The following is a 14,911-nucleotide window of genomic DNA, read 5'->3' as shown; positions in this document are numbered from 1 at the left end:
AGCGGTGGGGATCGGGACTTTGACAGGAAGACGGCGCCGTAAGAGCTCGCCGCGATAGAGGACTGGCAGGTGCAAAGGGACGGACAGCTCGAACTACCCGTGGCGCAATACCTGCGGCTGAGGCGTCACATCCCGCCGCTCTACGGCGTGCTTGCGGTTAACGCGGGCGCATTGGCGTTTACCCATCGCCATACCGCACCGCTCTATCTGACGCTGGTGATCCCATGCCTGCTGGTGATCGCCTGCCTCCAGCGTATCCACGTCTGGGCCCGCCCGATCGATGCCGAAGCCATCGCGACCGAGGAAGCGCGGCGCATGATGCGGCGCACGACCTGGCTGGGCGTTGCGATGGCGCTGGGTTTCCTTGCTTGGGCGCTGGTGCTCGATCAGTACGGAACGGCGGAACAGAAGGGCCATGTGGTCGTCTTCATCGCCGCAACCGTGCTCGCCTGCATTTTCTGCCTGACCCACCTGCCGCGTGCGGCAGCGGCGATCGGCGTGATCGTTATCGGTGCCTTCACGATCTACAGCGTCGTGGTGGGGCCGGAAGAGCGCATCGCCATGGCTCTGTCGATCGGGCTGGTGACGGCGCTGATCCTCTTCGTGATCCGCGATTCCTTCGCATCCTTCGTGCATCTGGAGGAATCGCGCAGCGCCTTGATCGAGGGCCAGCGCCGCGCCGAGCGGCTCGAAGCCGAAAGTGCGCGACTGGCGCGGACGGACGCATTGACCCAGTTACCCAATCGCCGGCGTTTCTTCGAAGACGTGGAGCAGCGTCTTGCGCAGGCGAGGTCGGAGACGGGAAGAGCAGGCACGGGAACGGGCGCCGCGTTTTCCATCGGCCTGATGGATCTCGATGGGTTCAAGCCGGTAAACGACACGCATGGCCATGCCCAGGGCGACCGATTGCTGCAGATCATCGGCCAACGCCTTGCCCTTGCATGTGCGGGGAAGGGCACAGTGGCCAGACTGGGTGGCGACGAGTTCGGCGTTATCGTTCCCAGCGGGCTGGCAAAGGCACAGGCGCTGGTGCAGGATCTTTGCGTCGCTACGCAGGAAGCCGTGAAACTGGGCGATACGCTGGTATCCGTCGGCGCGTCGGGCGGCGTGGCGGCTTATCCCGTGTCAGGCCAGAACGCCAATGATCTGTTCGATCGCGCGGATTTCGCACTTTACCACGCCAAGCGTCACGCCCGGGGGAATTGCCTGAAGTTTTCGGAGGAGTTCGAAAAGCTGATCCGAGCGGATCACATGATCGAAGCAGCCCTGCAATCGGCCGATCTGTCGACCGAAGTATCGCTGGTTTTTCAGCCGATTTTCTCGCTCGATACGATGGCGCCGGTGGCGGTCGAGGCGCTGGCGCGCTGGACTTCACCGATCGCCGGCCCCGTCGCGCCGGAAACGCTGATGTCCTGCGCGGAAAAACTGGGGATCCTGCGCCCGTTGACCCTGCACCTTTTCGATCTGGCGACGGCAGCGGCGCAGGCATTGCCCAGTCATCTGCGCATGTCCTTCAACCTTTCGGCCGGCGATCTGGCCAACGCGCAGACGGTGGACGGCATCCTTGAACGGATCGCCATTGCGGGCCTGGATGCGCATCGGTTGGTCTTTGAAGTCACCGAAACCTCGTTGATCGCCAATTTCGCGGCGGCGGTGCGCGAACTGCAGCGATTGCGCGCCTGTGGCGCCCGGATCGCGCTCGACGATTTCGGCACCGGCTTCTCCACGTTCAATTCCTTGCAGCGACTTCCGCTCGACATTCTCAAGCTCGACAGAAGCTTTGCCGATCGCATGCAGGACGATTCGTGTCGCCGCGTGCTCGCCGGCATTTGCTCGCTTGCAGCATCGATGTCGCTCGATTGTGTGATCGAAGGGATCGAGAACGAAACCCAGATGGACGTGACGCGCTTGCTGGGTTTCCGCTTCGTGCAGGGCTTTTACCTCGGCGTGCCGCTTCCTTTGCCTGAAATGCTGCAAGTGGTCGCGACCACAAGCGCCCTCAGCCAGTCCGATCAAATTTAACATAAGATATATTATCAATCTAACGTATGCCGGAGGGGGACATGCTGGACGCCCAAGCCATTATCGCGAACGCGGAAGCCACAGTCGGTATTGCGGACAGTGACATCGCCCCTCGCCACAATCTGGACGCGCTACTGGCGTCACTGCGCGAGTCTTTCCCCATGTCGCCGGCCGGCGAAGCGTCCGCTACCGCGGTGTTGCAGATGGACACGGTTAACCGCCTGCAAACGTTGAAGTGGCTGCGCGATCATCCAGAGATCGCGGAGGAACCGGTGAAAGCGCCGGTCTTCCTCATGGGGCTGCCGCGCTCGGGCACGACTTTCCTGCAATATCTGTTCGATCGTGATCACCGGTTTCGGCTGATCCGCACGTGGGAATCGATGATGCCCTCTCCCCCCGCCGGCTTTGCGCCGGAAACGGTCGCGTCAAGGCGGGAAACCTGGATCGAACTCCAGAAGAAGCGGCCCCATTTCGATGGCTTCGACGCCTTGCACCTCTATGACGAGGATGGCTCAGACGAATGCCACGCCTTCCTGGAACAGAGCATCGGGGCTGCCGGGCTTCACAACCTCTACCGAGTTCCCGCCTTCTTCGATTACCTGCTGGATGAGGCCGATCTTGCCGAAACCTATCGCATCCATCGTCGGCAACTGCAGTGCCTGCAATGGCGGCGCGGCCCCAAGCCCTGGGCACTCAAGTATCCGAACCACATAATCGCGATGGACGCGATTCTCGAAGTCTATCCCGATGCGCGCTTCGTGATGACGCATCGCGATCCTGTCCAGGCCTTGGCCTCGATCGCGAAGATGACGGCGAACTTGCGCGGCATGAAAAGCGCGGCTCCGGTGGACCGCACGCAAGTCGGCAGTGACATGCTGCATTTCATCAGCCGTCATATCGATCGGATCATGGATTTCGACGCGGGCCGGCACCGCGATCGGGTGGTTGACGTGGACTATTACGCCCTCGCCGAGGATCCTGTGGGCGTGATGCAGGAAATCCACCGCAGGCTGGGTATCGACACCCCGGAGGAGATCAGCCGAGCGGTCGCCGTCTGGTTTGCGAACAATCCCAAGAACGCCCGCGGCGGCAATTCCTACACGCTGGAGCAGTATGGCCTTGTCGAGCACGACGTTCTCGCACGGTTTGCCGCCTATCGCCGCCGTTTCGACATCCCGCGCGAGGCGGATGGCCTGACAGCCCCTCGCCCAGGGCCCATTTGCAAAGATGTGTTTCAGGGGCCTGCGCAAGCATAGGCAATCGCGAAATCTTTACCTATGAGGTGCGGCATGGATGACAATCTGCGCCGCGCCGCCCTCGATTACCACCGGTACCCCCAGCCGGGCAAACTCCGGATCGAACCGACCAAGCGAATGGTCAACCAGCGTGACCTTGCGCTGGCCTACTCTCCCGGCGTCGCCGCCCCTTGCGAGGAAATCGCCGCCGATCCCGACAAGGCGCTGGATTACACCGCCCGCGGCAATCTGGTCGCCGTGATCTCCAACGGCACCGCGGTGCTGGGGCTTGGCGCCATCGGTGCGCTGGCCTCCAAGCCGGTGATGGAAGGCAAGGCCGTCCTCTTCAAGAAGTTCGCCGACATCGACGTGTTCGATATCGAGGTGGACACCACCGATCCCGACAAGTTCGTGGAAGCTGTGGCGCTGCTGGAGCCCACCTTCGGCGGCATCAATCTGGAGGATATCAAGGCCCCGGAATGCTTCGCGATCGAAGCGCGCCTGAAGGAACGCATGAACATCCCGGTGTTCCATGACGATCAGCACGGCACGGCGATCGTGGTGGCGGCGGCCGTGCGCAATGCGCTGGTGCTGCAGGGCAAGACCTTGGCCGAAGCCCGACTGGTAACCTCCGGCGCAGGCGCGGCGGCCCTCGCCTGCGTGGACCTGCTCGTCTCCATGGGTCTGCCCGTGGAGAACGTGACGCTGACCGACAAGGACGGCGTCATCCATTCGGGCCGCGAAGGCATGTTGCCCAACATGGCGCGCTATGCCCGCCAGACCGACGCACGTTCGCTGCCCGAAGTGCTGCCCGGCGCCAACTTGTTCCTAGGCCTTTCGGCGCCCGGCGTGCTGAAGCCGGAATGGCTGCCGCTGATGGCCCCCAATCCGCTGATCTTTGCCCTGGCCAATCCGGAGCCGGAAATCCGCCCCGAACTGGCGCGCGAGGTGCGGCCCGACGCGATCATCGCCACCGGCCGGTCCGATTATCCCAATCAGGTCAACAACGTCCTGTGCTTCCCCTACATATTCCGCGGCGCGCTGGATGTGGGCGCAACGGCGATCAACGAAGAGATGAAGGCCGCTGCGGCAGAAGCCATCGCCGCCCTCGCCCGCCTGCCCGCACATGACAGCGTGGCCGAGGCCTATGGCGGCCGCAAGCTGGTGTTCGGGCCGGAATACATCATTCCCACCCCGTTCGATCCCCGCCTGATCGGAGAAATCGCGACCGCCGTCGCCCGCGCCGCGATGGCCAGCGGCGTGGCCCGCAGGACGATCGATCTGGACGAATACAAGCGCGCTCTCACCCGCCAGAACGCCCGTTCCGGCCAACTGATGCTGCCCGTGTTCGAAGCCGCGCGCGGCTCCGGCCGCCGCATCGTCTATGGCGAGGGCGAGGACGCCCGTGTGCTGCGCGCCATTCAGGACGCGCTGGACGAAGAGATCGTCCGTCCGACCATCATCGCCCGCCGGCGTATCCTGCGCGAGAAATTGCCGGACCTTGGCCTCAGTTTCGAACTCGACCGCGATGTCGAAGTGATCGATCCCGAAACAGATCATGAGGTGATGGGCGACCTCGTAGAAGCCTATCGCACCATCGCCTCGCGCAAGGGCGTGCCTGCGGACGAGATCTATCGCCACGTCTACCGCCGGCCGACGCTGACTGCGGCGTTGATGCTGCGCACGGGCCGGGTCGAAGCCGCGCTTGTCGGCGGTCGTTCGGAATACTGGGGGCAGATCGAGCACGTCTTGCGCGTGATCGACCGCAAGCCGGGCAGCAGCCGAGTCTATGCCCTCTCCGGCCTGATCCTGGATGCCGGTGCGCTATTCATTACCGACACGCACATGGTGCCCGATCCCACGCCCGAACAGATCGCGGAAATGGCCCAGTTAGGTGCCACCCAGCTGAAGCATTTCGGATTGCGGCCGCGGGTGGCGCTGCTGTCGCATTCCAACTTCGGCGCGTCGCATAGCCCCAGCGCCCGCAAGATGCGCGCTGCGCTGGAGATCGTCAAAGCGGCGGCCCCGGATTTGCTGGTCGATGGCGAAATGCACGCCGATGCCGCGCTGAGCCAGGCGCTGCGCGATCGACTGGTTCCCGATTCCCGGTTCGAGGGGCCGGCGAACCTGCTGGTCATGCCCACGCTGGATGCAGCGAACATCACGCTGACGGCGCTTTCGGCCTCCTCCAGCTCGCCGACAGTCGGCCCGATCCTGATGGGCCTTGCCCAGCCCATCCATGTGTTGACGCCGGGCGTCACCGCGCGTGGCATCCTGAACCTAACTGCGATCGCTGCCGCCGAACTGGACCAGCGCGCGAAGTAAGCTACTTTCGGGAGAGCGAGCGCCCTTTGGTGGCGCCGCGCTCTCCCGCGGGAATTGCGCCCACTCACGAACCATCTGCCTGTTCACGATACGCGAAGCGGAAAAGAAGACGATTTCCGTGGGGTTGACGATCGTCATCGTCGCGTAACGTATTCGCGATTGCCGGCCAGTCGGGCGCTGGCATCCCCTCTCCCACCGGCGACCAAGAGCCGGGCTCTTTGGGACGGGGAGAGACCATGATGAAAGCGCGTTGGCGCAATTGCTCGCTGGCTTTGGCTGTATTCGCGGTAGCCAGCCCTCTGCTTGCCGCGCCGGCAGATGTCGTGCGGACGCGGGTTTCCGGGTTCCGTGAACTGGGCGCAGCCTTCAAGGCGGTGAACGATGGCCTGCGGGGTGATGTGCAGACCGTCCTTATCGCGCAGTCGGCCCGGCAGATCCGCAATGCCGCCCACGCGCAGTATGACTGGTTTCCGGCCGGTTCCGGCCCGCAATCCGGTGCCAAGACCCGCGCGAAGCCGGAAATCTGGCTGCAGGCGGCGAAATTCAAGGCCGCGCAAGATGCCTTTGCCAAGGCGGCGGACGATTTCCAGCGCGTGTCCGGCGGCAAGGACGTCGCCGCCATTCGTGCGGGGGCACAGAAGCTGGGCGGGACGTGCAAGAGTTGCCACGACGCCTTCCGTGGCCCGGAAAATTGACGTGAGCCGGTCTTTTGCAACCGCTTTTGCGCTTCTCGCCGTCATGGCCGTGTCACCGGGCCTTGCCCAACCGGCCGACTTTCCGATTGTCGCAGCCGACGGCAGCGCGTTCCCGGCCGGCGTTCGTGTCAAGAAGGCTGGCGAGCTAAGCGTCTATACGGATGCGCATGGCGATGTCCTTTACGGGATGGACATGCGCACCGTCCTGCGCTGGGCGCCCGACCCCGCGAAATTCTGCGGCGATGCCTGCAAACACGATTGGAAGCCGCTGCTGGCGCCGGCTTCTGCACCGGTAAACATTCGCTACCCCGCCGGTTTCGACAAGGCTGCCGCCGACGACACTTTCGTGGACCCGCGCAAGGCACCGGACTGGACGGTCATCCAGGGCGTCGACGGGCCGCAGTGGGTCTACAAGGGCTGGCACCTCGTGTTCACGCGTCGGGATGGCAATCGCGCTTCCACCGCGTTGGACGGTAGCGATGATCGGACGTGGAATACGCTGAAGTACATTCCGGCGGTTCCGAAAATCGCGGCCCCCGCGGCGGTTTCCACTGCTTTCGTTGCAGGCGCCTATGCCTTCACCGACCGGGATGGCCGCGTCCTGTTCACCGGCAAGTGTGGCGATGGCTGCCAATGGCAACCGCTGGCGGCACCCATGGCAAGCAGCGGCCTTGGCGACTGGAGGGTCGGCCTGAATGGGGATGAACCCGAATGGACGCTCAAGGGCCGGCGGGTGTTCGTCGCCGATGGCGCCGAACCACAAGCCGTGCCCCCCGAAGGCAAAATTCTAAGGCCCTGAAAACAAGAGACAACAGGGAGAGAGATATGAACCACAGCGCGAACGAAAAAAGCGCGCGAAGGCATGGCCTGCTGATCGGTGCGGCGGGGTTCTGCCTTTGTGTGGCGGGCTTTGGCGTCGCCATGGCCGTGCAGCAGCCCGCCCATGCCGACGCGGCGACAGCCGACTTGCCCGATCCGCCGGCGAACGGGGTGATGGGCTTCGTGGTGCAGGACTTCGTCCCGCCGGTGATCCAGGGCAAGGATGCCTGTCCCACCGGAACCAGCCCGAAGATGCGCGATGTCTATCTGGCGTCCCTGCCCGAGGATGAGCGCACCCGCCTGCAGCGCAAGGAGAACGAGCCGGAACTGACCAAGCGTTGGCAGGCCACCGTGTTCGCGCCGGATGGTTCCAATATCTGCTCCCAACCGGACAAGTTCGACCGGCCGTTACTTCACACCGTGCAGAGCCAGACGGCGGGCGGCCTCGATCTGGATGGCGATGCGCCTGGCGAAAGCTGCGCGCATGACCAATTCACCGCGCCCGATGGCCGGACCGGGATCGACAATCAGGAATACCGCGTCATGGGCTGCACGCTGGAATGGCGCGGCAAGGATGGGATCGGCGGCGATCTGCTGACCGGGATGCGGCAGTTCCATGCATCGGGGGAGTGGACGCAAGTTATCCTTTTGCGCGGGGTGGATAGTCTGAAGAACGACAGCGATGTCGAGGTTATCTACGGCAACACTCCCGATCGGCCGCAATTGGACAGCCACGGGAATTTCCTGCCCGGCTACAGCTTCACGATTTCCGACAAGCCACCGCGTCATCGCAACGTGTTGCACGGACGGATCGTCAACGGCGTACTGATCACCGATCCGCAGGACATCAAGCTGACGCAGACCTGGGGCCAGGGTGGCGCGCGGGACATTCGCGGTGCACGTACTGCCTACGATTTCCGCCGTGCGAAACTGCGCCTGGCCTTCCAGTCGGATGGCACTTTACGCGGACTTGCAGGCGGTTACCGCCCGGTCTTCGACGTGATTCAAAGCCCATCCATCGGTGGTGCCGGCGCGGCGCTGGCGGCCGGGATCGATTGCGCAGGCACCCTGGCGACACTGCGCAAGTATGCCGACGGCATTCGCGATCCGAAGACAGGCAAGTGCAGCGGCGTTTCCAGCGCCATGAATCTCTACGCGGTGCCGGCCTTCGTCAATGACGTGCCCGCCCCATCCGCCCACAGGAACCAGGCGCCATGAACCTTTTGCGCACCGTGCCGATCGGCATTGCTGCGACCGCGCTGGCCACGACCTTGTGGCTGGCAGGCGCTGCCTCCACCTCCTCACCCGTCCACGCGGAAGCCAACGATGCCCAGGCGTTGCTGGCCGGCCCACAAATCGTCGGCATGAGGCGGCTGACCGAGGCGCAATACCGCAACGCCATTGCCGACATCTTCGGCCGCGACATCCGCGTTGCCGGCCGCTTCGAACCGATCGTGCGCCCTGCTCATCAATTGATCGCGTCGGGCGCGCGTAGTGCGGCGATCTCTCCTTCAGGGCTGGAACAACTGGACGCGATGGCACGGGACATTGCTCGACAAGTGTTCGATGCCCGCCATCGCGGTCAGTTCGTTCCCTGCACACCCGTCGAACCGGCAGTGGCGGATGCTGAATGCGCCCGCCGCACACTGGCCCCGCTGGGTCGTCTGCTATTCAGGCGGCCGCTTACCGAGCGGGAACTGGCGCTCTACATCGGGATCGCGGGCGACGGAGCCGGTCCCACGCGGTCATTCGACAAGGGGCTGGAACTGGCGCTCGCCTCCATGCTGGTGTCGCCCTGGTTCCTTTATGTGGTGGAAACGGCAGAGCCCGATCCCGCCCATTCGGGTGCAATGAGACTGGATGGTAATTCCCGTGCCGCGCGCCTTAGCTTCATGCTGTGGAATTCGACGCCGAACGCTGCGCTGCTGGATGCCGCCGCCGCCGGGAAGCTGACCGATCAGGCGCAATTGACGGCTACGGTGCAGCACATGGTCGGCTCCCCCCGTTTCGAACAGGGCTTGCGGGCGTTCTTCTCCGACATGCTGCTGTTCGAGAAGTTCGACGAATTGGCCAAGGATCCGGTCATCTACCCCTATTTCAACCAGGAGGTGCTGCAGGCGCTGCCCGAACAGATGCTGCGCACCATCACCACCCAGTTGCTTGATGGTGACGGTGACTATCGGGAACTGTTCACCACCCGCAAGACGTGGATGAACCGGCCGCTGGGCGCGCTCTACAAAGTGCCGGTCAGCGCATCGCAAGGGTGGGTACCCTACGAATTCTCGGCCGGTTCCGACCGTTCGGGCCTGCTGGGCCTTGCCGGCTTCCTGGCCATGTATTCGCATTCGGGCCGCAGTTCGCCCACGCTGCGCGGACGCGCGATCCGCGAACTCCTGCTCTGCCAGCCAGTGCCGAACCCGCCGGGCAACGTGAACTTCACCGCGGTGCAGGACACGGCGAACAAGGCGATGCCCACCGCGCGCATTCGCCTGGATGCCCATACCACCGATCCGGTCTGCGCGGGATGCCACAAGATCACCGATCCCATCGGCCTTCCTCTGGAGCGTTTCGACGGGATCGGCGCCTTCCGCGCGACCGAGAACGATGCCCCGATCGACGTATCTGGCGCGATGGACGATGCCGCCTTTTCCGGTGCCGACGGACTGGGCAAGGCGATAGCTTCCAGCCAGGACGCAACGATGTGCGTCACGTCACGCGCGCTGGAATATGCGACCGGGCGGCCCAGCGAGAACGGCGAACTGGTTGAGCAACTGGAACGCCGTTTCGCCGCGGATGGCTATCGCTTGCGCAAGCTGATCGAGATGGTCGCCACCCTACCGCAAACTTACGAAATCGCCCCTGAAGACCTGAAAACCGCCCCCGCCCAAGTGGCGATGCGGCGCTGAACGCGAGGAGCAACACAATGGCATTCGACATGTCCCGCCGCTTTGCCCTCAAGGGCCTGCTGAACGGTGCCGCGATCACTGTGGGCGTTCCGCTGCTCGACATCTTTCTGGATGGCAACGGCGAAGCGCTGGCCGCCACCGGCGCGCCGGTGCCGATCCGTTTCGGCACTTGGTTCTGGGGCCTTGGCGTCAATCCCAGCCGCTGGTTTCCGGACAAGGCTGGGCCCGGATACGACCTGAAGCCCGAACTGGAAGTGATCAGGCCACACGCGCAGAAGATCAACATTCTTGGCAACTTCAATGTCATGCTGGACGGTGCTCCGAACCTCCCTCACGTTTCGGGCGGGCCCGCCATTCGCACCGGCCGCGCAATGACGGCGGAAGGCGGGCTTCCCGGGGAAAGTTTCGATGTGACGATCGGGGACCGGATCGGGACGCACACCCGGTTTCGCAGCCTGGAGACATCGGCCTCCGGCGATCCGCGCAATTCGCTGAGCGGTCGGGGCGGCGGCAATCTCAACCCCTCGGAAGGTTCTGCAGCAGGGCTTTACCGGCGTATCTTCGGAACCGGCTTCAAGGATCCGAACGGCGCGACGTTCACGCCCGACCCCGAAGTGATGGCCCGGCGCAGCGTGCTCTCGGCCGTCACCGAGCAGCGGCAGGCACTGGAACGGTCCGTCGGCGTGGCGGACCGGCAGAAGCTGGAGCAGTACTTCACATCGGTACGCCAGTTGGAAAACCAGTTGGACGTGGAACTTACCAAGCCTGAGCCGTTGCAGGCCTGCCTCGTGCCCAAGCCGGTCGCCGACCGGCCGGTGAATGCCGAGATCGAGAACGTGGTCACCAACCATGCGCTGATGACGGACCTGATGGTCATGGCGCTGGCCTGCGATCAGACGCGGGTGTTCAACATGATGTTCAACAACGGCGCATCGTCGCTGACGCGGATCGGCAGCACGATCACACATCATCAGCTTACCCATGAAGAGGCGCTGGACAACCGGCTGGGCTACCAGCCCGAGGCGACTTATTTCCTCAACCGCATCTTCGAGGCATGGACCTACTTCGTCGGTGCGCTCGACAAGGTGCAGGAAGGATCCCGCACCCTGCTCGACAACACGCTGGTCTTTGCCCATTCGGAAACCGAATTCGCCAAGTTCCATACCATCGACAATATCCCGATGATGACCGCAGGCAGCGCCGGCGGGCGCTTCAAGACCGGGATTTACGTCGACGGGCTGGGATCCCCGATCAGCCGCGTGGGGCTGACGCTGCAGCAGGCGATGGGCGTGCCTGTCGACAAGTGGGGTGGCAAGAGCATGGAAACGTCCAAGCCCATCACGGAGATGCTGGCATGAAGGCGGCTTTCGCTCTCGCCATGCTGGCTGTGACGCTTTCGCCATCCGGCACTTATGCGCAGTCGTCGGCACCGACTGCCCGCCTGCTTGGCCCGGTATTGAATGCCGTGGCGATCGACAGGGAACTGCAGTTCTACGAAACCGCATTCGGCCTGAAGCCAGGCATGACGCTCGATCACGGCACGCGCCGCGAATATATGCTGCGGTTTTCGGCCGATCCCGCCGAAGCCGGGCTCATCCTGGTTCACGATTCCGGGCCTGATGCGCCAACCAGTCTTACCCATGGCAACGGTTTTGACCGTATCGTGCTGCGTGTGACGGACATGGATGCGCTCGTCGCCCGCCTGGATGCGGCCGGCATCGGGCACGATCCCGTGCACGAAGCAGCGCGCGGTTACCGCGTCCTCCAGCTTCGCGATCCCGAAGGGTATCCCCTTGAAGTGATACAAAGCGGCTCTTCTGCAGGAGCGGCGAAATGACCGCGACACGCAGGCACTTCCTGCGGCAGGTTTTCGGTTTTGGCGCCGTCGCGATGGCGGGCCTGGTCGCTGCAAGGGCGCAGGCGCAAGGCGCCGCTTGCTACGACCCCGCGACCCTTCCCTACACCCAGAAAAGCCGCAGACGGGCATTGGGTTACCTCGATGCAGCGCCGGCAGGAAACCGTCGGTGCGGCCTCTGCGCCTTTTTTACCGCGTCCGCTCCGGGATGCGGGGCCTGCCAGATGCTTTCGGGTGGGCCGGTCAATGACGGCGCCGTCTGCAATTCGTTCGCCGCGAAGGTGGCGAAATGAGCGCTCCATCCGGCATTCGCGTCGGGGTTCGGGTATGGGATATTCCCACGCGCCTGTTTCATTGGCTGCTGGTCGCGCTTTTTGCATTTTCGTGGTGGAACGCGGAAAACCGGCACATGGACTGGCATTACATCTCGGGCCTGACTTTGCTGGGCCTGCTGGCCTTTCGCTTGATCTGGGGGCTGGTCGGCGCCAGCACCGCGCGCCTTGGCCCTCTGTTCGCCTCACCCGGAACGGTTCTTGATTACCTTAAGGGACGGCAGGCCGCGCGAGCCGGGCACAATCCGTTGGGCGGCTACAGCGTGTTGGTCATGCTCGTGCTACTTTCGCTACAGGTGGGAACCGGCCTGTTCGCGACGGATGTCGATGGGCTGGAATCCGGGCCATTGTCCTTCCTCGTAAGCTTCGAACAAGGCCGGCTTGCCGCCGAAGTCCATGCGATAAGCTTCAACGTCCTGCTGGCTCTGATCGGACTGCACGTGCTGGCGGTGGGCTTCTATCAGCTGTTCCGCCGCCGCAATCTGCTGGGCCCTATGGTGACGGGCCGCGATCGTGAACTGGCCCCCGAAACGCCGGCTGTTCGACCTGCATCGCTGGCGACGTTCGCGATTGCCGCGACAGTCGCCGCCGCTTTTGCGTGGTATGCGGGCAAGGGTTTCGGCCTCTAGCCGCATCCGCTGCAACGCGCGTGCGATACCGTGCCCCGTCCTCTTCTCGTTATCGTAAATAGTATTCACTATTTATTGTGATGGGAAAGTGGCTGGAGGACACGGCGATTATTACCGAACTGCTCGATTTTTCGGGAAAGGCGGCCATCGTCACCGGCGGGGCGACCGGCATCGGATATGCCACAGCGCTGCAACTGGCGCGGCTGGGTGCGCGTGTCGTGATATGCAGCCGCTCCGTCGATGAACTCGACACCGCGGCCCGCCGGATCGCTGCGGAAAGCGGCAGTGAGTGCCTGGCGATCCCGACCGACGTCAAGGACGAGCAGGCCGTGACCCGCATGGTGGGACGCACGGTAGAGGCGTTCGGCAAGATCGACGTGCTGGTCAACAACGCCGGCGGCACTCGCATGGGCCCGCTGGAAGCGATCCCCACCCGTGGCTGGGATGCGGCCTTCGATCTCAACACCAAATCGGCCTACCTCTGCGCGCGCGAGGCCGGCAGGCACATGATAGCTGCCCGGTCGGGCGCGATTGTCAATGTCTCGTCCAACGCCGGGATTACCGGCGTGAAGGGTGGCGCCCACTATTCGGCGGCAAAGGCCGCGCTGCAGATGTTTACGACCGTCACCGCTGCCGAATGGGGCCGGCACGGCATCCGCGTGAACTGCGTGGCCGCCGGCATGATTGCCAGCCCGCGCGCTGCGGCTGCGTGGGATGCCGCAGGCATCTCCGGCGAGGACATGGCCAAACCCATTCCGCTTGGCCGCCCGGGAACGCCCGATGAAATGGCGAACGTGATCGTGTTCCTGGCCAGTGACGCCGCCTCCTACGTCACCGCGCAGACGATCGCGGTCAATGGCGGCCCGGCACTGGGCGGAATGGCATTGGACTGACAAGGGAGGAGCCGGGCATGGCGCCTGCGATCAAACCGCTGATGGAATACCTCGCCCCGCTGGAAGAGGCCGTGGCGCAACTGGCGAACACGTGGCGGCCTGATGATCCGGCCTGTCGCACCGACGTCTACCGCCAGATTATGATGCAGTTTTCCTACGCCTATTTCGCGTTCTTCCATGCCGATGCCGATCATCCGGACTGGGCCCCCTTGTGGAACCCAGTTTTCACGCTGCAGCCCAATCCGGACGATATCTATCTCTACTGCCCGATCAGCAGCGAACGACGCTATCGCATCAGCGGCAATCGCGGCACGGTGAAGATGGTAACTTTCACCACCCAGCTCAGCCTTGCTGGCATGCCTTGGGAAAACGACCTGACCGGCGCACACTACAACGACATCGACGACGGCGACCTGCAGGTCGATGCGAATGGCGACTTCGAACTGCTGCTCAGCGCCGAACGCCCCGAAGGCCATCAGGGCAACTGGCTGCGCATAGCCCCCGGCGCGCAGGTGCTGATGACGCGGTATCGCAGTTACGACTGGGAGAACGAGGTCGATCCCCGCATGTCGATCGAATGCCTCGATCCCGTCGGCCCGAAACAGCGCCTGTCGCCCGACCAGATCGTCGAACGCATCGATCACATGGCCCATATGCCCGAACGCGCGCTTCGACTGTTCTACCCTATGCAGAACGGCATTCGCGAACGCGTGGGTGTGAACGTGTTCGAACCGATCAAGTACGGCGGATCTTTCACGCGGCAGGTCTACCTGCCGGCCGTCTACGAACTGGAAGACGGCGAAGCGCTGATCGTCGAGACGGACCTACCCGCACAGCGACGCTATTGGAATTTCCAGCTGAACGATCCGTACTTCAATGCCGCCGAATACGTCTATCGCCTCTCCAGCACCAACGGCCACTATGCGCGAGTAAGTTCGGACGGGAAGTTCCGCGCCGTGATCGCGCTGGAAGATCCCGGCGTGCCGAACTGGCTCGATCCAGCGGGGTTCAAGCAGGGAACCATTTACGGCCGCTGGTACGATTGCGACAGCGAGCCCACGCCGACGATCAAGCGCGTAAGGCTGGCGGAACTGCGTGACCATCTGCCGTCGGACACGCCCATCGTCACGCCGGACGAACGTGCGGAGGAATTGCGCCGCAGAGTGCGTGCCTGCCAGCGCAGGCGCCGTTGGTAGCCCC

Annotated in this window: 13 protein-coding genes; all 13 read left to right on the top strand. The window is 63.7% G+C overall.

The annotated features are described in order from the left end of the window. Nucleotides 1–69: 69 nt before the first annotated feature. The 13 genes from WBP06_RS22500 to WBP06_RS22440 all read left to right on the top strand — a co-directional run bounded on the left by WBP06_RS22500 (nucleotide 70) and on the right by WBP06_RS22440 (nucleotide 14,907). Nucleotides 70–2,022, top strand: coding sequence for a putative bifunctional diguanylate cyclase/phosphodiesterase (locus tag WBP06_RS22500; RefSeq protein WP_395337350.1), 1,953 nt, complete (start codon nucleotides 70–72; stop codon nucleotides 2,020–2,022). A 41-nt stretch (nucleotides 2,023–2,063) separates the two neighbouring features. After that, entirely contained in the window at nucleotides 2,064–3,278 is a 1,215-nt protein-coding gene (locus WBP06_RS22495) for a sulfotransferase family protein (protein WP_395337349.1), read from the top strand. A 33-nt stretch (nucleotides 3,279–3,311) separates the two neighbouring features. Continuing rightward, nucleotides 3,312–5,582 carry an NADP-dependent malic enzyme gene (locus tag WBP06_RS22490; RefSeq protein ID WP_395337348.1) on the top strand — a complete coding sequence of 757 codons (2,271 nt, stop codon included), beginning with the start codon at nucleotides 3,312–3,314 and terminating at the stop codon, nucleotides 5,580–5,582. Between the two features lie 236 nt (nucleotides 5,583–5,818). Then, complete coding sequence (locus tag WBP06_RS22485) at nucleotides 5,819–6,277, top strand: c-type cytochrome (protein WP_395337347.1); 459 nt, start codon at nucleotides 5,819–5,821, stop codon at nucleotides 6,275–6,277. Nucleotide 6,278: 1 nt separating this feature from the next. Further along, a complete protein-coding gene (locus tag WBP06_RS22480) occupies nucleotides 6,279–7,076 on the top strand; it encodes a hypothetical protein (protein ID WP_395337346.1) in 798 nt (265 codons plus the stop codon). A gap of 26 nt (nucleotides 7,077–7,102) precedes the next feature. Then, complete coding sequence (locus WBP06_RS22475; protein ID WP_395337345.1) at nucleotides 7,103–8,314, top strand: hypothetical protein; 1,212 nt, start codon at nucleotides 7,103–7,105, stop codon at nucleotides 8,312–8,314. After that, nucleotides 8,311–10,002 carry a DUF1592 domain-containing protein gene (locus WBP06_RS22470; protein ID WP_395337343.1) on the top strand — a complete coding sequence of 564 codons (1,692 nt, stop codon included), beginning with the start codon at nucleotides 8,311–8,313 and terminating at the stop codon, nucleotides 10,000–10,002. Before WBP06_RS22475 ends, WBP06_RS22470 begins: the two co-directional genes overlap by 4 nt. Nucleotides 10,003–10,019: 17 nt before the next feature. Further along, nucleotides 10,020–11,360 carry a DUF1552 domain-containing protein gene (locus WBP06_RS22465; protein WP_395337342.1) on the top strand — a complete coding sequence of 447 codons (1,341 nt, stop codon included), beginning with the start codon at nucleotides 10,020–10,022 and terminating at the stop codon, nucleotides 11,358–11,360. Beyond that, on the top strand, nucleotides 11,357–11,839 hold the full coding sequence (locus WBP06_RS22460) for a VOC family protein (protein WP_395337341.1): 483 nt from the start codon (nucleotides 11,357–11,359) through the stop codon (nucleotides 11,837–11,839). Before WBP06_RS22465 ends, WBP06_RS22460 begins: the two co-directional genes overlap by 4 nt. Then, nucleotides 11,836–12,150 carry a high-potential iron-sulfur protein gene (locus WBP06_RS22455; RefSeq protein WP_395337340.1) on the top strand — a complete coding sequence of 105 codons (315 nt, stop codon included), beginning with the start codon at nucleotides 11,836–11,838 and terminating at the stop codon, nucleotides 12,148–12,150. The genes WBP06_RS22460 and WBP06_RS22455 overlap by 4 nt, the downstream gene beginning before the upstream one ends. Continuing rightward, a complete protein-coding gene (locus tag WBP06_RS22450) occupies nucleotides 12,147–12,818 on the top strand; it encodes a cytochrome b/b6 domain-containing protein (protein WP_395337339.1) in 672 nt (223 codons plus the stop codon). The genes WBP06_RS22455 and WBP06_RS22450 overlap by 4 nt, the downstream gene beginning before the upstream one ends. Before the next feature lie 80 nt (nucleotides 12,819–12,898). After that, nucleotides 12,899–13,711, top strand: a complete 813-nt coding sequence (locus WBP06_RS22445; protein ID WP_395337338.1) for an SDR family NAD(P)-dependent oxidoreductase — start codon at nucleotides 12,899–12,901, stop codon at nucleotides 13,709–13,711. Between the two features lie 17 nt (nucleotides 13,712–13,728). Next, nucleotides 13,729–14,907, top strand: coding sequence for a DUF1214 domain-containing protein (locus tag WBP06_RS22440; protein ID WP_395337337.1), 1,179 nt, complete (start codon nucleotides 13,729–13,731; stop codon nucleotides 14,905–14,907). Nucleotides 14,908–14,911 lie beyond the last annotated feature (4 nt).

Origin of the sequence: Novosphingobium mississippiense (assembly GCF_044029535.1) — a bacterium.
Lineage (GTDB): Bacteria > Pseudomonadota > Alphaproteobacteria > Sphingomonadales > Sphingomonadaceae > Novosphingobium.
This window is presented reverse-complemented; position numbering and strand designations above follow the sequence as displayed.